This is a genomic window from Citrobacter sp. Cpo103, from assembly GCF_030332605.1.
In the GTDB taxonomy this organism is placed as follows: Bacteria; Pseudomonadota; Gammaproteobacteria; order Enterobacterales; family Enterobacteriaceae; genus Citrobacter; species Citrobacter portucalensis.
This window is the reverse complement of sequence record NZ_JAOWHO010000029.1, coordinates 621,315-642,975: the sequence shown is the minus strand read 5'-3', so window position 1 is coordinate 642,975 and position 21,661 is coordinate 621,315. Positions and strand designations below refer to the sequence as shown.

Genomic DNA, 21,661 nt, shown 5'->3' with positions numbered 1-21,661 from the left:
TTCATTTTTCGCTCGAACGAGGTGGTGTGCACAGTTTTGCCATCACAGTCCCCATACGGCGAGAAAGCTCAAAGGTGTTTGTAAATACGATATCTTCCTCAAGCGAGAGCACCTCAAGTTCAGGATTAGCTTTAAAAACCCCGTCATAACTCCAGAAAGGATGCAGTACTGCCGCCCAGCGTTGTGGGCTAATACCTATCAGCGGGATATTTCCCACAATTTTTACTTCACTCCCCTTAAATAAAGACGATGCTTCTTCGGCCAGTCGTTTGGCATTAACCGTCCAGTCAATGATGCCGGGGGATGAAAAATCTCCACGTAGTCCGGCATCATAGGTTTTATCCAAAAGCAATTGAATGACATCCAGTCCCAGACGCCAGTCGAGCAAGCCATGATAAGCCTGATTACCGTATCGATGCAGGCAGTAATAACATGCCTGAAAACATACGTCGCGATGCTGTGGTTCTAAAAACTCTTTCAGTGGATAGGATCCTTCGTCATTGATAATCTCATTCATCACTTCAAGAACAATCGGAGAGCCAGAGCTCCCGATCTGCTGTAGTCGCTCGCATAATCCAGAACCATTAACCAGACGATCGGCCATTTGTAATATCGGTGCAGAAATACCGTTTTTTAAAATTTGTACGCGAGGCTCCAGAATTTCAATTTCTTCCGGATCAGTATCAAGTAGCTCTTTCGAAGCATAGTTGACGATGATAAAAGAAGCAGATAGCGCGGCCGCCCGAAATGCAGGAGTCAGTGCGCCTTGCAAGTACTGTAACTGGAGGTCCGCCGGAGTATCCACCAACATCAACGCCAGTAAATCGGTTACTTTAGGTGCCGAGAGATAAAACGATTTTCGGCTTTCCTGCATAGGGGTAAAGCGGTTTTTAAGTGATAAATCAGCCTCAAGAAGGTTACTGTCTACCCATACGTGGTTTGCCCATAGCGGCTGATATACTCCCGCCTTTCTGAATGGAACCCGTAGATTGCCTTGTATCGCATTGAAACCACTCCATGTTTTGTCCGCATAAACACCACGATTTAACCTGTTAAGGCAGGTTTGGGATTTTAGCTGGATGGCAACATTAGAGTCAGGTACAGATACTGCATTCTCAATTGAGTAAGCTTCAGCAATAGATACTCTGCTGGCCACCGTCAGGGTTTGGTCAAAGTCTTCTTTTGCAGATTTATCTTCAAGAGTGGTAATAAATCCGTTGGGTACGTAACACGAATATTGCTCAGCACCATCCATGATCCCACCGCAGGCGCTGCATACAGCGGTCATCGAGCCCACCAGTACCCAAACTTTGCACACCGGGCAAACGGTCATCGCCCTGCACTCTCCCGGTTCGTCAGCTTCAGTGAAAAATTCGGCCGGGTTTTTGTAGCTTTGCTTCAGCATTCCGGCATAGCCTGCGGTAAAGTAACGGCGCTTGTCCTGTACCAGATATTTTCCCGGTGCAAATTCCTGAATCGCAATATCCAGATCGCGATCCATGCTGGCGAACTGTACATCATGTTCGTCCGTACTCACCGGCCTTGTCAGCAGAAGTCGTGTTCGGGTTGGCATACCGTACATAGGGAATTTTCCCTGTTCGGCCAACGCTTCCGCCAGTCCCTTTCCTGCCATAGCGTCGTCGTCCAGTACTGATTTAATATCTTGTATTAGACATTCCGGCATCAGAGGGTGGATTATTGTACGGTAGAATATTTCATCCTGTTGCATACACGCTTGAGCAAACTCATCACGCGCGTTGATGGTTTCTTTCAGCGCGTTACGAATGCGCGGCAACCAGTTTGCCTGATTTTCTTTTAGCCAATGAACCTGAAAAAACTCTCCGTGATTGTCGGGTTTATGTCTGTCACCATCAACAGGCCACGACTGCCCCGAATCCACTACTTGCTCTCTGAGCCACTTAAAAGCGGCCACCAGCCAGATTTTGCGCACTAAGCGCTGGCAGATCATTTCCAGTTTAGTAGTTAAGAAAGGTGGCGGAGGGAGATCGCCGGTGATCTTTTCCGGGTTACGGAAGTAAAATAAATCATGGCTCTTGCTGCGACATGCCGTTAATACAAATGCAAAAGCCTGTCCACGTCGTCCCGCTCGCCCTACGCGTTGCTGGTAATTAAAACGTTGCGGCGGCATGTTGGCCTGAAAAACTGCGCGTAGATCGCCAATATCAACCCCCACTTCCATCGTGGTGGTAACAGAGAGTACATCCACCTCTCTGGCGGCTCTATCCAACTCAGGATGAGGTTCGAAGTCCTCCAGCCCTTTTGGCAATATGTCGTCATCATCAGCAATGAGGATACTTTTAAAACGGCGTAATCTCGCTGCCGGATTCCCCGTCATGCCCGTGAGTTCTTCAGAACGCATTCTACTGATACGGGAAGCATACGATATACGTTTACCGAGATAGTTTTGGGTTTGTAATTCCCCCGCGTTACCAGAAGATGTTTCAGGTAGTGGCGCATAACAGCGGGTGCAAAGTTTTGCCCCCTTGTGCAAATGCACGCGGCCACAGTGACTACAGCGCCAGAAAGGAGCGGTAGCCTCTACTAAACGAAAGTGCACTTTTCCAATGTCAATAATGCCGCCCTGATGACCAGAGCGTTTGAGGTGCACCAGAAAGTCCCCAATCAGCGATAATGTCTTGGCTCTGGAGTGGTTACAAAGCTCATCGCTAAAACGGCGCAACCGATTTTTAGGCTTCACATCCTCTGCAACATGCCAGCGCGTTTCTGTTGTTGTGTACTGGGACGGTGCGACTCGATAGGCATCCGCCAATACGCGAAGCATAGCGTCATAGACAGCCAACTGTTCCCGCGTGCAGCTGTTAGCCAGAGGAAGGCAGGGATAACCCCATCCTGCTTCTTCCAGCGCAAAATAGGTTTTACTGAACACGCTTTCCCCGACCAGTTGTTTTAAGTCGCGGGAGATTTCCTTCCGGGCAACGTCCAGATTATCCTCATAGGAAGGATGTTTCTTCCAACACCATTTGGTCTGTTTGTTTTTTTCAAATAATTGCTGCCATGCAAAAGTGATAGTTTCTTCATCATGTTTTTGTTTTGAGGGCTCAGGAACAGGAGATATCCCCGTTCGATCGGTAGGATGAATACCCGCGTCAACTAATGTTGCCAACAGAGGATTAAGGACGTTACCTGCGATTGGTGCTTCAGGCTCCAGTATGCTGCTCAGCGATACGCTGTCTGCCTGTGGCAGTAGCAAAAAGTCACTCAGCCGCTGTTTTTCGCCAAAAAGCTGTCCTAATTCTTTGTCTTCATCTGCAGAGAGCCGCCCCTCTTTAATCTCTTTGCTGATTAGTTCTTTTCTGCGTTTATTAAGTTGTTCTAACTGTATGGTCACTTCTTTATGGGAGCACTGACTCGCTGACAGTTCCTTCAGCGAGCGCACAACAATCTCACGGCGAACATCATCATGGTGACCTGACTCCAAATCGAGCGCCGCATTGGCAGCATCCTGCCGACTGTCAGAAAATGTGACCAGCCGTTCCCGATCGCCAGAGCGTTGTAATTCAGCCATCAACGTACTGGCTAGGAGCTGCGTGGTTTTCGCAAAGCCGACTCGAAAACTGCGAATAGGTGATAGTTTACCTTTACCATATTTATATGATGTACCACATGCCGGACACTGGAAAGGCAGCGCACTCCCCGGTGACTGGCTGGACGACTGGCCTCTTTTCCTAGAGGAAAAATCACCCGATGGGACATAATAGAACCAGCCTGCAATATGTGTTTGTTCAATCGACCTTATAGGCGATAACGTGTGTTGAATCGCCGCAGTAAACGGATCGTAACCAGCCTTAATCCACTTCCCAAAAGAGTCCTCATCGGCTGGAGTTCCTTCTCCTCTAGGCCAGAATCGATCGACGGTCGGCATAAACAACGCATATTCTTCGGCGGAACGTCGTTCAACCATAACCGATTTAGCATGTTCAGGTAGTTGATCAATATCGGGATCGTTGGGTAAAAGCTCTACGCGGCTATCCGTTGCCGAGAAAGAAGAGGGTTTGCCGCCAAAAAATAGTGTGGCGCAACACTCACAGTAGAGTAATTCTACGCGTCGTGATTTTTTGTTGTCATAGTGACGCTCGCCATAACGCAGGCCAGACTCAACCGTCAGATCGGCAAAAAAGTGCTGATCTCTTTCTTCTGTTGATGCACTTGAGGGGGAAGGTAGCGGTGCTGCATATAATCCTTCCAGCGCCCGTAAAAACGCATGGGCGCGAAAACGTGGCAATGGAATATCGTCGGGAAAGGGATGTGAAAACCACTCAGGCCAGCTATCTGTAGCAGCACGTAACCATATTAATGCACGAATCCCCTCACGTCCTTCGGAATGGGAGGGAAATATACGCGCTGCCAGAGCATTTATTGATGTAGCACGCAGAGACTTTTCACATGTATAGCAACCTTTTTCAAGCATACAGGCGGCCTGCACAACAACCCATTGAGCCAGTTTTTCCATACACTGCTCGTCATGATAGCCCCCCATACTTCGGGCAACGTTTGACCAGTGTTGCAAAGATGGCAGTGAGGATCCCTGTAGCTGTTTTACCGTATTGCAGAAGTCGTTGAGGTCTCCGTGGAAATGCAACGTATTATCCTGTGCTGGAGAAACCATGGCACCATTCACTACGCAATCTGCCCAGTCTTTGGCTGCTGCACTCACAGGCAGTCCTCGCTGACCGAACATCCCCCATAAGTACTCAACGCTTTTCTTACCTTCAGGGCCATCAACGGGCAGTGAGGCACTGGATGCCAGAATACGGAGCTTATGTCGGTGCTGTTCCTGATCTAGCCCCAGACGGTTTATGAGATGTTTGAGCAAATAACTGACTTCGGTCCCTGCTGTACCGCGCTGAAGATGCAGTTCGTCAAGGACAAGATAAAAATAGGCATCAGGATCGTGTTCAATCCATTCTCGGGTTTGGTCAAAAATAGGATCGTCAATCTCTCGTACCAACATCGTGGAAAGCATACTGGTGTTAGTAATCAGTATATCCGGAGGTGATTTTTGCATTTCCCAGCGGCTAAGCATTTCTCCGCCTGATACACCAGGGAAATTGAATTGCAGGTTATCATCATGATCCCGAATCCCCTGTCGCACAGCTTCCCGATGAGTGTCTTCAACGGATTGAAGATATTCGCGCAATTCAGTGATTTTACCAGCGACCCGTTTTTTCTCTATTTTCTCTTTTTCCTCACTCCCCGGTCGGGGATGGTTTAACCAGCCAGTGACTTTCGTTGCGCCAGTATAACGACCAAAAAAGATACGGTTGCCACCCAAGTGTAAATCCATAGCTTCATGTGCTTCTCGGGAATCAAGCGCCCGACGCATACGCACCATTTGATCTTCAACCAGTGCGTTCATTGGATACAAAATTAGCGCTCGCACAGCTTTTGGCCGTGCTGATGCTTCTGCCTCACGCATAAACGTAGGCTGAGTATTTACTCCACTATGCCACCACGGCTGCCAGCATTTAAGCGAGGGACTTTTCGGCCAACCACTCGCTTCTTTCACAATTTGAGCCAGAACTGGCAGCAGAAAAGATTCTGTTTTACCTGACCCTGTTCCTGATGTAACGATACCCGGCATTGCGGGCTGTACACCTCTTTTCAGCATGTCTAGCTGGTGGGTATAAAGTTTAAAACGTCCTTTGGTGGAGTCGGCTTTATCGCGAGGCAAAAGCCCTCCCAGACAAAGATCGATAAATGCGTCCCTTTGTTGCTCGGTAAACCCTGGCAGCCATTCCTCACCTTCAGCCACATTACGTAAATCACTGATGGTTAAACCATAATCCTGATATCTTGGCATTGGTTCCAGAAAAAGATCTGCACATAATGTACCTTGCTGTTCCAGTAAGCTACGTCGGTATGCCTGAATATCGGGCGAACCTATACGAAAAGCAGTTTCAAGATAGGTGATGTAAAAATCCCTTATTGATTCAAATGATTCCAGTGGGTTATTCATAAAATGCCCTTGTTTATTTATAGCTGGAACAGATGATCAAGCACGGTTACAGATGTACCGTGAGTGATTTCCTGAACATAAGGTATCAATGCAGGAGCCAATGGCTCAATTTCTGCGGTTATTTTTTCTGTGGTACTGCGCCCAATAGTGAAAGCCAGCATTGCCAGCGCCTGAGATTTTTCGTCGGAATAACCCAATGCGTTTAACACCGCCCGCATAGTTTGCTGTTGATTATCTTTAGGGTGAGCATCGGCGTATAATGAAGACCATAATTTGGAGGCCATGCACGCGGGCGCAATATCTGAAGTATATTCGGCTGGTGAGTATTCAGTCTGCTCAACCTGCGTACTGCTATATTCGGCTATAAATACGGGCAACTGATTGGCAACCGGCCCCTGTAGTGGGAACGTACTTTTACCAACGGCAAACGTCAATACAAACAATACAGGGTAACTTAACGAAAGGTGCCGCAAGGTATGATTTTGATCCTTCCAGCATAGTCCCGCAGAATATTCACTGCTAAACAGGCATTCGTTAAGTTCGGGAAGTAATGTTTCCGGCGGCATCCGGTTAAACCCACGTAGTTTTACTATCGTCATTAACCCGCTTGATTGTTGGTGCGCCAAGAAGTCACCCAGCGTCATAGAGCTCGTGCTATTTGTACTCCTGATTAGCACAGGCGATTTCATTAAGTCGCTGATACTAAAAAGATCACCATGAATAGAGACCTCCCCCCATATGCTTCCCGACAGAATATTGGCTAAAGAAACGACCGTTTTCTGGGCGTATTTTCCTGTTAATCCGACAACTGATACAACACTTGCGGCAGCAATCAGACTGAACAACAGATTTTCGCTTAGTCCGGTAATCGCTGCCTGTTCTTCGATCGCGGCCTGTAGCACTCTTTTGCTGTTTATTTCATTTACTTCCGGCGGTATTAAAGACCGAGGTAACGGAAGGCTCGAGGCGGGTTCGGTGATTCGTTGTGATGGTATATCGGGTGTGGGTGTGGCCGAACCAGCGATCATCGTTCGCAACAACGCCGTCTGTGCCAACGTTTCTATACCCGCCTGAGACGCTTGCTCAAAGGTTTGCCTGATTCGTGAATCCAGCTCAGCTTCCTGCTGGCGTAGCGCTTTTTTTATACGGTTTGTTTCGCTTTTTAGCGTCTTTTCCTGTCGGTTAATTTCTGCATCCAACTGCGCCTTCTTATCCATCAGTGATGCAATCGTCTGTCTAAGTTGTTCCTGCTCACTTTCATACTGAGCCAGTATTACTTGCTTCTCTGCATAGATTTGCGTCTTTATTGTCGGCAACGTCAACAGTTGTTGAATGCTACCGTCCAGAAATTCTCTTGAAACCGCAACCTTCTCAAGTTGCGTCAATGCACGTAAATACGCACTTCGATTATCTGACTCATATTCAGCCATAAAGTGAGCTAAACGCTGTAAGTGTGATTTGCTGAAAACAGGAAAATCTGTCGATGAATAGTCTAACTTTAACAGCCGTTTTATCCATGTAATGGCAGGCGCACAATCATATTTTTCGCTCAATCCGGGGAGTTGAGGCACTATAGTGATTGACTGAGAGCGCAGTTCCACACAAATTAATTCCCGATAAGAATCCAGAGGTACGTCAAAATCATATTTTTTAGGATCAAGAATGTCTCCGGGTAATCTTAGCGCCAGACCATCGGTTAAGAAGAAGATAGTAGGAGATTTATCTTGAGGTTGGTAACAGGTTAATAGCCATTCACGAATCGCATCCGGTTCGCCAGAATCATAGGGGATTTTGACAACGGAATATACGCGAGACTGGTAGTCAGTCAATGCACACTGGGCCGTTTTATCGGATGGCTTGTGTCTCGCTTGCCATATGCCTAATTCCCCATGGGTCACATTATTTGTAAAATGATTTAAAAATCCTATAACTTCGCCACGATCGGGATAGAGCATATGCCTGTGAGCATCTGAAAGATCCCGCAGTTCATCGCCAATAAACAGGCCAACGGGCGAAACAAAGAATACGCCAGAGGGAAGCACTTTCGTCACTTTACCGACAAAGGACACTCCATCGATATCGCCATTGATATCGTCTGGCGCAACAGGCTCTGCCAATAATACTATTCCGTTGTCAGCCTCTTCCTGAGGACGAACGACGCCAAACATTGAGATGAGCCTACCAAATTTTTGCCCCAGAGGCAGTGGGTGATTGGATAACTGTGACACCCACTGACCTGCAACTTCCGTTTCCCCCTTTAACGTAGCAACAAGCCCAGCAACGAACGCCGGAATTATTCGATCTGAAGGCGATATGTCACGTCCTTGACTTACGAATAGACACTGCTCGATATCTTCATCAGTAACACTAATCGTTGACTGCTCAGGTAATCTATCGCTGGACTCATGAGGATCATCATTATGGAGTAGTGTAATTTCTTCACCGCGAAGAAATTGTGCGACGATGTCAGGGCAAGGTTGAGTGACATAGAACCCAAGGATTGCACGCCATAGCGGTTTTGGTGATGAGATATCTTTATCGTTATTTTCTGCGAGCAGAATCTCATGAATGATTTTTTGGGGATCGCCTTGTTCTGGAAATTGTACGTGAGTACGAAACCACGTTAGCACAATGGAATGGGCCTTAGGTGGTAATGCGCTCAAAAAATGTAAAATCTTGTTCGGAACCTTTGGCAAATTGTCCGCTTTAGCACCAGCCATGATCAGCTTTTGCTGCGATTCTTTCAGGCAGTTCATCAACTCAAAAGGCTCTGCACCAAAGAGATACATCTGCCTCAATCTTTCTTTAATGATATGTTGTTTTTTAGACACCCTGAGTGAGCTCCTTAGTGATTGATTTAAGAGATTAATTGATGCTACTTATCCTGCGTAGCGCCAAAGCTCTCGCCCGCCGAGTGACCGCTCGATTAACCGGGAAAACAGCATTATCATCACACTCAACGCCTCCCCACAATTCATCCCCTCTACCAGCAAATATTATCCTTCCGTCATCACTGACGGTACAACAACCACCGGCGAAATGTAACCACCACTGAGTGACAGAAATCGGTAAAGTAATTAGTGATTTAGACCAGAAGAGATCGCCATAGTGACTTTGAGTACCAAGCGTTTTTTCCGACCTCATGACGTGAGCCATTAACGCCCAGGCAAAGCTATCAGTTTGCCAGTACCCCGTATCTGCCCGAATAAAATAACGATTACGTTGCTTTTCCCGACAGCGCATTAACAGGTCGCTATTTGTTGGCTGGATTTCTTCTGACCATTGGTTTTTTTTTGTCTGCCAGAACGCCACATAAATATCGGGTGGCAAAGCTGGGACTTGCTTTATTTGAGTCATGGATAACAGCACGCCACTTAATGGGCCAACAGAAAAATCTTCTCTGGCTAGAAACTGCCAATTGAACTGTTCAAGCAAATCTTTTACGCGATCGGTTCCTGACAAAATCAATTCAATACTGCCAAGTGCAAAATTATTATCCACTGTTGACCAACGTCTTACCCGTTCACTCTCTTTCAACAAACCTTGCAGATGATGACGCTCGCTTTTCGTCAACATACCGCCTACTCGGGCAGTGAGTCCTTGTACCTTCTCACAAACAGACAATGTACGTTTTGCCAGTGATACCACCGGATACGGCGCATGTCGTCTTTCTATTACGCAAAGCCAGCCTGAGGCAAAAAGCAACCGGCGCAACCGCCATGCAGGAATCCCTGTCGCTAGTGATACGGGCGTTATATGTGTATTAAGCTCATCAAATGGTAGCGTACTGCGTTTTTGAAAACGCAGTGCCAGTGCTTCAGCTAACCAGTCAAATGCGGCAGGAAGCATGTGCAAATCAAACTGTTTACTCTCTACAGGCACACGTTCATCACGTCGCCATAGCGACCATGATCCGCCTAGTGAGGTAGTTTTTTGGTTTTTCAGGGACTCCATTGACTCAACATTGTTTAATGGCACTAATGTTCCCCGTTGACCATCAATAAGCCAGTCATGTTGTTCGGCAACTTTACGATACGGAGCATCCGGCGCATGATCGAGGACGTGAATGTCAAAAACCAACGGTTCAACCTGTTTCTCAAGCGTTAACCGATAGCGGCAAAACGCCTGTCCTGATAATGAAGTGAGTTTTTCCGGAGAAATAAATAGTCCTTCACCGCCTTGTGTTGGTGTTAGTATGCCGCTGCCCAGTTCTGTATGATTGGAATCTCTGATTACATATTCCCCGCCAATAGCACCCACCATATGAATAACCGGCGTACTGGCTGGGTTAAGTAATATTGACTGTCCAAAACGGGCTGCACCTGTGATATAAGGTCGAGCAGGTATCCAACTCTGAACCATAAATCTACGAGCAGCACCAGGAAGTAATTTGGCAAGTTCGGTTAATTCCTGTCTACTCATCGTATCAAAGACGAGAACTTCCCAATCTTCAGAATCTGTATTTTTTCCTAGCGTCATAACAGTCAGTCCAGTATGTTCAAACATGCTGCGGATATGTACAGCATATTCACGACGAATAATCAAACAAACCAGACCATCGTCAAAATAATGACCATCCGAACTGATAAATCCAGAATCATCCCTGAAAAGGGGTAAACAACCAGCATATAGCGCCATGCCAACCCGCGATCTAGGTAAGCCTTTTTTTCTTTTTTGTAGAAATGGAAGTAAACTCGTTAATGTAGCATTAACGTTGGTCTGATAATAAATGCTACTGTAACTCCCCAATTTTTCTGGTAACGATTCAGTTTTAACGGTATCCAAAGTCTGAGCACCAACATCATCCATTAACAGATAAATTTCTGGAAGTTGCGGATCGGTAGCGTCTAAGTGAATGCAGAAAAGCCCATTCTCTCTAGCTTGTTGATTTTCTTCATGCCGCGTAATATCCCTCACAGCCCCCCAGAACGGGCTACTATATGCCTGATGCATGGCTGCAGTTGATAATAGCGTATAGAATTCTTTGAATTCACTGACGAATACTTCGCTAAAATCATCAATTCTCTGGTGTATTACTTTATTAACAGATTCAAATGTTGAATGGCTGTCCAGATTATTACGAACCAGTATGGCTCGCAAACGAATTTCATCTCTATAACAAGGAAAAGAAAGCCTCTTAGAATACCCAATCAGCTTTTCATTTTGGGGGTCGGGTAAAAATAACCGAGAACAACCCTGTTTACTCTGACTCCATTGTTCAACTCTTCGCCATAAGCTAGGCAAATCTCTAAAAATAAATTTCTTATTCCTATTCAGTCCCAATAATACAGAAAATCTAACCCTAAAGTCTCCTTCATCATGAGTATCATTATCAGCACTGGCGGCGAGTAACGTTAAATATAGAATAGAAAAATGAGGTGGGATGCCTTTTATTCGAGTCAGACTATCAAGCGTTGAATCATCTCTGAGATAACGTTGTATTTTTCTTTCATCCTTACCAAATGAATCAAGAAAGCTTTGCTTAGCTTCTTCTTTACTACGAGAACCCGCCAATTGCTCAAAAATTCTTCCAGTAGTATCGATTCGACTCAAAAATACGCCTGCACGGGAAGGCTCAAAAAAAACGGCGTTAACTAATGCTGCATTCCACTCTTCTAAAGAAATAGGGAAAGATATACTCATGATTTTTATTCGCCCTTCCTCAAATTCATTTTCAACCCATCACCAGAAAATAGATGTTGAAAAATGATTTCGGCCAGTAACGGAGGAACTGCATTGCCTATCTGAGTAAATCGAGATTCAATATCACCAATAGGCTCAAAATCATGACGAAACGTCTGTATTCTGGCACATTCCCGCCATGACAAACGCCTAGCCTGTTCCAGCTTAGGCCGGGTCGAATCAATAGCAACATGTTCATATTCTTCAGAAAAATCCCAGCGTTGCTTCCAGCCGTCCTCAAGATTTGACCATGTTAACTTCATCATTGGGCTGGCTGGATGCAACGTCACATGTCGCCAGTTCGCTACGACGGTATAAGCAGGACTATCCCATTTGGCCTTACGATTTCTGGACATAAAGTACCATGAGAAGTGCCCCTCGGGATCGTGAGGTCGTTCGTAAAACTCACCCTCTGGCCATAATGGCAAATCGCGGATAGCCTCACCATGGGAAACATAAGGTTTTAAGTGCGGGTTCTTTAAGGTCGCTTTACCATGCGTTGCTGCCGGAAATTCAAAATATTGCCCCAGATCGTTTCTGACACCAATAATAAACAGGCGCTTGCGTGACTGTGGAACACCGTAAGATTTTGCATTAACAAGATGGTGACTAACTTGATATCCTGCATCCCGATAGGCGTTAACTTGTTGTTCTAAAAAGCTACCTGCGCCCAACTGCTGTAATCCTGAAACGTTTTCAGCCACAAAATACTTAGGTCGAACGATATTCAATACCCGAAGAAATTGCTTATAAAGATTGGTCCGTGCATCGTCGCTGGGCTTTCTGTTACCAGCCATCGAAAATGACTGGCACGGGTAGCCACCAACGACAACATCCACAGATGGAAAAGTTTGAATTTGAGAGATATCGCCATGCTTAACATCAGTATCAGGAAAATACTTCGCTAATGTTTTACACGCGTTTTCAACGATATCGTTAGCAAAAACAATCTTTCCTCCGGCAGATTCAATACCAAAGTCCATCCCTCCACAGCCAGAAAACAGTGAAAGAACCCGGATTTCATCTCCTTCTCTTGCAAAAATACTATTCATATCACCATACCAGATGTCATCATTTTACTTGACCACACATATGATTTGCCTGAAATGGCAACTATTTTGTTCGAAAAATCATAGAATAAGATTATACCCCTGCATAATGGCATCGATCACTAACTATGTTATTTTTTTGAAAGTGTTTTTACCAGCCAAAGCCCCACCCACAGTCCAGCATCTAGTACCAGTACTCGGCTTACACCCTAACTTTGAAGCGGATTATCTGTAGGCAACCCGGTAAACCGGACCATTTACTTTTAGAGATCTTCCGGCATACTGACTATGTCCCCTGGATGAGATCGCCATGCGCAAAGCCGGATTAACCGAACACCAGATCATCGCCGTTATGAAGTCCGTCGAAGCCGAACGTACCGCTAAGGATGTCTGCCGCGATGCCGGGATCTCTGAGGCCTTGTACTGTAACTGGAAAGCGAAGTTCGGCGGTATGGAAGTCTCTGATATCAAAAAGATGAAAGACCTTGAGGATGAAAACCCCGACTGAAACAGATGCTTGCGGACCTGAGTCTCGAATGCCGCGGACTGAAAGACGTTATTGAAAATAAGCTTTAAAACCAGCGATAAAGCGTGGGTGGTCTATCGATTTTATGCACTATGCGCTGGTGTGCGGCAGGCGCTTCCGGACCTTCAACGTGGTGGATGATTTTAATCGCGAAGCCCTGGCGATCGAAATTGACCTGAATATCCCGGCGCAGCGGGTCGTGAGAGTGCTGGACAGGAACGTGGCAAACCGCGGATACCCGCTGGATGCATTCAATAGGTATCACGGCCCGGAGCTGGTCTAGCTGAAGCTGGCACAATGGGCAGAAGAGCATGGTGTGATGCTGGAATTTATCAGGCCCGGCAAGCCCACGCAGGATGCCTTTATCAAACGGTTCAACCGGACGTACCGGACAGAAATATTGGATTTTTATCTATTCAGAACCCTGAATGAAGCACGGGAAATTACAGAGCGCTGGCTGGCTGAATATAACGGCGTGCGACCTCACTCCCTGAACAACCTGACACCGGAAGAGTACCGGCTGATGGCTGAAATCCCATAAAGTGCGTGGAACTAAAACCGGTGCACTTACAGTCATTTTTGAAACATTGGCCAAATTTCTAGGGGTATCTCCCAATGTTAATTTTCCGATTATTTTAAAAACATGATGGATAAATGGTAGTTCAATAGAGAAGATAAGAAATCCGCCAGTAATTTACTTGAAAAAATTCATGAAGAGGGGAACCTAAATAAATACGAAAGTATAAGTTTTTAATACCAGTGAAGCTCAATTAGTTATACACTTTCAAGTTCCAGAAAAACTAATAATTCGGTTGTAGATGAAATTATTAAAAAGCTTGAAAATCAAACTAAACAACCATCGCATGGTGATATAAAAACTCTCACTTGTCATTCTTTTGATAATTGAAAAATAACATTAGATTAACAATTTTCTATTTATTTACCATCAATAAATATCATTTTTAAGACCAGATACCCCCCACCTATCCAAAGCATCCATTTTGCAATGCTATTAACTTTTTCCAAACGTTCTTTTGCATTATCTATTTTATGATAAAGTTCTAATGAGATTTTTTTGGCTGCATCCCTAACTTCTACCCCTTCATCAAATTTAGAATATCTTGAAAAAGAGTCATTAAGACTATTTTTTAAAGTTATATAGGATTCATATAAAACTTGATTGGACATAGAAGTTATGTAATATACGAGAAAGAGACCTATAAAAATCAATAAAGAATCCCAGAAGCCGCTAGCTTTAGCTAATCCACCGACCGCAATCAGGGCCCCAGGAATTGCAAAAGCTTTTGTCTGGCTAGATGAAACAAAATCATTTATTTTGGTTGTATACTCAAGATTTTTTTGTTCCAATTCAGACAATAATTTGTTAACGGAAAATCTATTTGTATATAACTCCAAAAGATCGTTATACCGGTTAAAAACCCTCTCGCTTATTGTGATTAGCGCTGAAATATCTTTACTCTCAATGTTATTAATCAAATCATATATAGCAGTACGAATAATAGATTTTCTTTCGGGAGACTGAGCATCCTCGACATCAAGCACTTTTATTATTTTATCAACTGAGTCTACAACTACCTTGTTATAGGGAGCTTTTATAATATAGTCCAATCTTTCGTAGGAATTAATAACTAACTCCTTACCACCATTATCACTTGGTATATAGAGTATAAACTTCCCTCCAATTTGATGATTAGCAACACTGGATAATACTGAAATCCATTTTAAGTAAACATCAATACTACCAATTTTATCATCAATTAATAGTGAAGAAATCTTCTCAGCGAGAATAATATAATCATTAGGAACATAACCTAAAGAAATACATGTTCTCAAAAAGGAATCTAGCGTACTATATATATTTGAATCATCCCTAAATGCCCCAGAAGACAACGGAAAAATAATCTCTTTACTTTCAACTTCAGGTTCTACGGCTAAACCATAATCTTTGATTAAGTTAGATATTATGTTAATATCAATTGATTGGTCTTCAAATTCGAGCAACATATAGCCGCTATCGACTTCAATTTTTGCCGATAAGATAGCATTTACTAATGTTTCAAAATCATTCATATCGCTCATCACTACTCCTTGTAAATTAACCAACTATTTTCTCGATTTCAGTTACTGCATTATGCGACAATCGTATTATTAATTGGCCATTAGCTCTATCATATATAACTTTTGCATTTGATGTATCATCCTCACTAATTGCATCAACAGATATTTTACATTCATATTCCTGTTCCGCATCAGAAATTTTTATTTCCCCAAAGCTACTTCCAGAAAATCTGCTTGGTTCGAAAAAATCATCAATAACATATTCATTAACATCCGCGAACTGTACAAACTTCCCTTTTAATTCTTTATTTTCAGGAAGGGTTTTCTCTATACAATTCCCTATATCTTCAATCGTTAACTTTCTATCATTGGGATCTTTTGCTTTTGATTTCATCAAAGCTTCGACTGCTTTCTTTACTTTAACTCTATCGATGTGCTTTAACTTCATTACCTTAACAAAATCATCAACAGCTCTATTTGTTTCATCAATACTTCTATTATTATCAATTTTTGGGTTACAACCCAATGCTCGCTTAAAGAATTCGCTACTAGATCGACCAGATATAAAGTGCAGATAAGGGTCGCCAATGTTTTCTGGGTAGCTTGCTTTGAATAAAGTCAAATCAACAAGGACAGCTTGTCGCAAGGAATCTATATCTATAGATGGTAATTTCTCTGGAATAAGATTCTTATCGAAATTAAAGACTCCCTTTCTATCCACCATGATAATAAAAAGACGACCACTACTTTCTTTATCATTATCTACATTGTAATGAATAAATATTATAGCCCCACCAGAAAGCCTTGATTTGTCATTATTCGCTTCACTTCTCATTCTATCCATCATTGACTGAACAAAGGATTTAAAATCTATATTTTTATTTAGATATTTACTGAAAGAAATAGGTGCACTTAATGGCATTTTATTTTCATCGATTACACCATGAAGTTTCCTTTTAAGTTTAAATTTTTTCTCGATTTGTTTAATGAAAAGCTGAACGTCTTCTGTATCTAATGTCCAAACTTCACCTAAAGACTCTTTAAAAATAGGGCCGGAGTCCCCTGATACTTTATCCAGAGTTGCTGTCAATGCAAACTGAGGGACATAACTTTCCTCCTGCACATCCAAGCTTGGGTCATAGCCACAAGCACATACTTCATCAGAATCAAGCTTGCTACCGCATGAGGGGCAATTATTATTTAAATTTTCATTACTATCAGCCATGTATGGTCCTTATTCAAAATCATTCCAACCGAGAACATATAAAAGCTACATAATATATTATATTCTTATATTTACTTGCTAGTAATCATTGAAGTATACAATCATGTATATAAAAACAGTATATTCCAATGACACTAAACAGCCAAAAGGTTTTACCTATTAATATATATAATTCTACGATTTTTTCTCTCTGAGGAAGAATACATCCAAGAGATATCCCTCTTTATCCATAGTGTCTAACTTTGCAGATGCAGATAAGACCTATTGGTGGTCATTCTGGTGGTCTTGACAGAACGGCAATTCAGGTTTAGCTTACATATTAGCCAGTTACTGGCAAAGGCGATCCCAGTCAGAGGAGCCATATTTAAGAAGCCTGCTCAGGAAACTAAGCAGGCTTTTTGCTTTTCCGGTCGCTATAAAAAACCCTCTAATAAGTCCCCTGCCTGCTCTGCACCGCTGTTACATGCCGCATCACAACGTTGATTAAAGTTATGTAAATGTAAATCGTTTAAACTTTGCAATTATTGTAAGTGCTAGTGATTATCATTTATTGTACGCGAGCCAAAGGAACGAGCCCCCGCTCGGTTCACTGTACGTTCCAATTACTCTGGGATATAAACGATGAATTCTCTGCCTCGCGCCGGACTGCGCCGTATCACACTTGCCTCTGCCCTGGTCTTCTCTGTTAGCCTACCGGCTTTCGCTCAGGAAACGTTAACGCTCTATACCACCCGTGAACCGGGTCTGATCCAGCCTTTGCTTGATAGCTGGACCAAAACCAGCGGCATCAAAGTCAGTACGGTCTATATCAAGGACGGTATGCTTGAGCGCGTTAAAGCTGAAGGTAAAAATTCACCTGCCGACCTGCTGATGACCGTCGATGCCGGTAACCTCATTGATTTAGTGGAAGCGGGTGTAACTCAGCCTGTAGAGTCAGAAGCACTGAAAACCGCTATTCCGGCTAATCTGCGCGGCGCAGATGATCAGTGGTTTGCGCTGTCGATGCGTGCCCGCGTGCTGTATGCCGAGAAGTCACTGCCAATCGATAACTGGCATTACGAACAACTCGCCAGCCCTGAGTACAAAGGTAAAGTCTGTATTCGTTCCGGACAGCACCCGTATAACACGGCGCTGATCGCCGCAATGATTGCTCATCACGGTGAAGCAAAGACCGAAGAATGGCTGCGCGGTGTGAAAGCTAACCTGGCGCGTAAAGCTACCGGTGGCGACCGCGATGTTGCTCGCGATATTCTCGGCGGAATTTGCGATATTGGTCTCGCCAACTCCTATTACGTCGGCCATATGAAAAACGCCAAAGAAGGCAGTGATGCACGTCAGTGGGGCGATGCGATTAAAGTCGTTAAACCCACCTTTGAAAATGGCGGTACACACGTCAACATCAGTGGCGCAGCTGTAGCCCGCTATGCGCCAAATAAAGCCGATGCCGTTAAGCTGATGGAATATCTGGTTTCCGCACCTGCCCAGCAGCAGTATGCGAAAGCGAACTTCGAATACCCGGTACTGAAAGGCGTGACGCTTGATCCGGTTATCAGCGCAACTATTGGTGAAATCAACGTCGATAAAACGCCGTTAACCGAAATCGTTAAATATCGTAAACAAGCTAGTCTGCTGGTAGATAAAGTTGGATTCGATCAATAAACCTCTGCAGTTTCCGACGTTACGCGGCCTGGTTTCCGGGCCGCAGTCATTATTAACGCCGCTACATCTTGGCGCGCTGTGCGTAGCGCTTGGCGTTCTGACACCGATCATTGCGCTGATTTGGCAGGCTACCCAGGCCGATTTATCTCACTGGGATAATCTCCTGACGTATGTACTGCCTGCCGCACTAAAAAATACCGTGCTGTTATTAGCCGGTGTCGCGGTGATGGTCGGCGTGATTGGCGTAGGCAGCGCATGGGCGGTAACGGCATGGGATTTTCCTGGACGTAAAATTCTTAGCTGGGCGTTACTGTTGCCGCTGGCAATGCCAACCTACATTGTGGCCTTTGCGTGGCTCGATCTGCTGCATCCGATTGGCCCCCTGCAAACCTTTATCCGTTTTTTACTGGGCTTTGACAGCCCAAGACAGTTCCGGCTGCCAGATTTACGCTCACTTTCCGGCGCAATCATCCTGCTCGGATTAGTGCTATACCCATACGTGTATCTGACAACCCGCGCTATGTTTATCAGCCAGCCGGCCCATTTACTGGAAGCCGCACGCACGCTGGGATGCAGCGCAACCGGAACCTTTTTTCGTGTTGCTTTGCCCATGGCCCGTCCGGCACTGGCCGTTGGGATCAGCCTGGCACTGCTGGAAACGCTCAACGATATTGGCGCATCGGAGTTTCTCGGGGTACAGACGTTAACCGTTACCGTGTACACCACATGGATCTCGCGTTCTGATTTATCTGCTGCGGCGCAAATTGCCTGCATGATGCTGATGTTTATATTCCTGATTCTGACACTGGAATTTTATGGTCGCAGAAAACAAGGATTCAGCAGCCGCAGCCTGCGGGAAATTCAACCTTCGCGCGTGCAGGGCTGGCGCGGTTGGCTGCTCGGTGGCGTTATTTCACTGCCGGTTGTACTGGGTTTTCTGGCACCGGTACTGTTTTTACTGTGGGAAAGCGCCAAACGCATAGGCGATGAGAACCCCCTTTCCTCTTCGTTACTGTCAGCATTGCAAAATACGCTATCGCTGGCAGCGGGAACCACGCTGGTGGTGGTTTGTGTCAGTATGCTGGTGGCCTGGAGCGCCCGCCATAGCGCCGCAGACAACGCCATGCCGGGATTTCGTCGCGGCGTGATGCGTCTGGCCTCTTTAGGCTATGCGGTTCCCGGCACAATTCTGGCGATTGGTTTTTTACCCCCCGCCATGGCTGTCGACCGCTGGCTGGCCGATTTACTGGATGTTCGCGGTCTGCCGCTGATGTCCGCAGGGATCCTGCTGGTAATTTGTTGTGCCATGCGATTCCAGGCGATTGCCATTGGCGCGCTGGATTCTGGTCTGGGCCGCATTCCACCTTCGCTGGAACAGGCGTCTCGTCTGTTGGGCGAGAATGGTGCGGGGACGTTTGCACGAGTCCATTTTCCCCTGCTGCGCCCGGCATTAGTCAGCAGTGCCCTGCTGGTTTTTGCTGATGCCATGAAAGAGCTGCCAACAACGTTGCTTTTGCGCCCGGTCAATTTTGAAACGCTGGCAACGTTACTGTATGCGGAAGCCGCACGTGGAACCTATGAAGAAGGTGCTATCGCCGCGCTAATGATTGTTTTAGCTGGCACGCTACCGGTTATTTTGTTGGTGCGTCACCAAATGACTCGCCGTGGTTAAGAGAGCAACAATGTCAGAAATTGCATTACGACTCCAGGATGTACACGTTGCTTATGGCAACAGCCAGCAATCGGTACTGAGCGGATTTTCAATGTCGGTACGTAAAGGTGAAATTGCCTGTCTGCTGGGTGCTTCAGGCTGCGGAAAAACCACGGTACTACGCGCAGTTGCCGGATTTGAACGCCTGCAAAACGGAGAGATCTATGTGTCACAGCGACGTGTTGCCGGTCCCGGCGTTCATCTGCCACCGGAAAAACGTCATGTCGGCATGGTCTTCCAGGAATATGCGTTATTCCCCCATCTGACCGCGCAGCAAAATGTGGCCTTTGGATTGCGTCGCATGCCGCGTGAGGAACAACAGGCCAGAGTGACTGAGCTGTTGAAAATGGTGGAGTTACACAGCCATGCCAACCGCTATCCGCATGAGCTTTCCGGCGGTCAACAACAGCGTATCGCCCTTGCGCGCGCGTTGGCGCCACATCCGGAAATCCTGTTGCTGGATGAACCCTTCTCCAGCCTGGATAAGCGCACACGTGAGCGTCTTGGCAACGAGGTACGGGATATTTTGCGCGCCGCCGGGCAAACGGCGCTGTTGGTTACCCACAGTGAACACGAAGCCCAACTAATGGCTGACCATATTGGCGTGGTAAAAATGGGGCAGTATCAAATTAAAAAAGCGACCCATCCGACCTGAAGTTCAACAAAGTCGCCCTGAAAATTAATAATGCTTCTGTACCAGGCTGATGTTCACCGGCATACCGGAGCGCCTTTCCAGTGCCTGACTTCCGCGGCTCACATCCACGTCATTCCCGCTGATAAAGGTGCGCAAAGCGGGAGTGACTGACAAAGGCACCTTTCTGTCAGACTCGTATTCCGAACGGTTTCGTGACAGCGGCTCATGTACTTCCACCCAGCGACTACCGTCCGGCTCTTCGCTGTATTTCACCGGTCGGTCAATTAATTGTACACGCGTCCCTACAGGCACCGTATCAAACAGGTACTTGATGTCATCATTCCGCAAACGGATGCACCCCTGACTTACCCGCAAACCAATACCGAAATTGGCATTTGTCCCGTGAATGGCATAAAGCCTGCCAATATAAATTGCATACAGGCCCATCGGATTTTCTGGCCCGGCAGGAACAAAAGCCGGCAAGCTTTCACCGCGAGCGGCGTATTCACGTCGGGTATTTGGCGTCGGCGTCCAGCTTGGTGCTTCCTGCTTACGTTCGACCGCCGTCACCCAGTTACGCGGCGTTTCTCTACCCGCCTGACCAATGCCAATGGGTAAAACCTCAACCGTATTGCTGCCAGCAGGATAATAGTAAAGCCGCATCTCGGCGACGTTGATGACAATCCCCTCGCGCACGGTATCCGGAAGTATCAGTTGCTGCGGTACAACCAGCGTTGAACCCGATTTAGGCAGAAAAACATCGACGCCCGGATTGGCTTCAAGCATATTGCTCAACCCCTGCCCGTACTGAGCGGCAAATGCCTCCAGCGGCTTGGTGTTTCCTGGTGGAACCGTAATAGTCAAAGGACTACCCACCAGGCGACTCCCCTCTGGCGGCAGCGGATAACTCACCGCCTGTGCGCCCTGACTCGCAAGCAGCATAATGAGTGAACAAAGCAGTTTTACACGACGCATCTTTTTCCTTTCCTTCGTCGCAACAGATATCCGTTAAGTATAGCTTTTATTATCTGTTTTAGTGGGTTACGACATATCTGCGCATAAAAAAACCTCGCCATCAGGCGAGGTTCAGGTTGAGCG

10 protein-coding genes and 1 pseudogene are annotated in these 21,661 nt (G+C 45.8%); 4 read left to right on the top strand and 7 right to left on the bottom strand.

Annotated features, from left to right (window positions below):
* Position 1 precedes the first annotated feature (1 nt).
* The 4 genes from OGX89_RS11685 to OGX89_RS11670 are packed head-to-tail and all read right to left on the bottom strand — an operon-like array spanning position 2 to position 12,732.
* Complete coding sequence (locus OGX89_RS11685) at positions 2-5,998, bottom strand: DEAD/DEAH box helicase (RefSeq protein WP_286560507.1); 5,997 nt, start codon at positions 5,996-5,998, stop codon at positions 2-4.
* Positions 5,999-6,015: 17 nt separating this feature from the next.
* A complete protein-coding gene (locus tag OGX89_RS11680; RefSeq protein ID WP_286560505.1) occupies positions 6,016-8,829 on the bottom strand; it encodes a coiled-coil domain-containing protein in 2,814 nt (937 codons plus the stop codon).
* A 34-nt stretch (positions 8,830-8,863) separates the two neighbouring features.
* The gene (locus OGX89_RS11675; protein WP_286560504.1) at positions 8,864-11,641 is read right to left on the bottom strand and encodes a hypothetical protein; all 2,778 of its coding nucleotides are present in this window, start codon (positions 11,639-11,641) and stop codon (positions 8,864-8,866) included.
* A gap of 5 nt (positions 11,642-11,646) precedes the next feature.
* Positions 11,647-12,732, bottom strand: coding sequence for a DNA cytosine methyltransferase (locus OGX89_RS11670; protein WP_045338337.1), 1,086 nt, complete (start codon positions 12,730-12,732; stop codon positions 11,647-11,649).
* Between the two features lie 307 nt (positions 12,733-13,039).
* Between OGX89_RS11670 and OGX89_RS11665 the strand changes: the two are divergent.
* A pseudogene (locus tag OGX89_RS11665) lies at positions 13,040-13,796 on the top strand (integrase core domain-containing protein).
* Positions 13,797-14,191: 395 nt separating this feature from the next.
* On the opposite strand, the gene OGX89_RS11660 reads toward OGX89_RS11665, so the two are convergent.
* Positions 14,192-15,355 (bottom strand): anti-phage protein, encoded by a 1,164-nt coding sequence (locus OGX89_RS11660; protein ID WP_286560502.1) that lies wholly within the window; start codon positions 15,353-15,355, stop codon positions 14,192-14,194.
* Positions 15,356-15,371: 16 nt separating this feature from the next.
* Positions 15,372-16,559, bottom strand: coding sequence for a nucleoid-associated anti-phage protein (locus OGX89_RS11655; RefSeq protein ID WP_286560500.1), 1,188 nt, complete (start codon positions 16,557-16,559; stop codon positions 15,372-15,374).
* A 621-nt stretch (positions 16,560-17,180) separates the two neighbouring features.
* Here OGX89_RS11655 and OGX89_RS11650 point away from each other — a divergent pair.
* The 3 genes from OGX89_RS11650 to OGX89_RS11640 are packed head-to-tail and all read left to right on the top strand — an operon-like array spanning position 17,181 to position 20,584.
* A complete protein-coding gene (locus OGX89_RS11650; protein WP_125112519.1) occupies positions 17,181-18,218 on the top strand; it encodes an extracellular solute-binding protein in 1,038 nt (345 codons plus the stop codon).
* Positions 18,202-19,890, top strand: a complete 1,689-nt coding sequence (locus OGX89_RS11645) for an ABC transporter permease (protein ID WP_125112520.1) — start codon at positions 18,202-18,204, stop codon at positions 19,888-19,890. Before OGX89_RS11650 ends, OGX89_RS11645 begins: the two co-directional genes overlap by 17 nt.
* Before the next feature lie 10 nt (positions 19,891-19,900).
* A complete protein-coding gene (locus OGX89_RS11640; RefSeq protein WP_032669186.1) occupies positions 19,901-20,584 on the top strand; it encodes an ABC transporter ATP-binding protein in 684 nt (227 codons plus the stop codon).
* A gap of 24 nt (positions 20,585-20,608) precedes the next feature.
* On the opposite strand, the gene ldtA is transcribed toward OGX89_RS11640, so the two are convergent.
* The gene (ldtA, locus tag OGX89_RS11635) at positions 20,609-21,538 is read right to left on the bottom strand and encodes a L,D-transpeptidase (RefSeq protein ID WP_003834078.1); all 930 of its coding nucleotides are present in this window, start codon (positions 21,536-21,538) and stop codon (positions 20,609-20,611) included.
* Between the last annotated feature and the right edge of the window lie 123 nt (positions 21,539-21,661).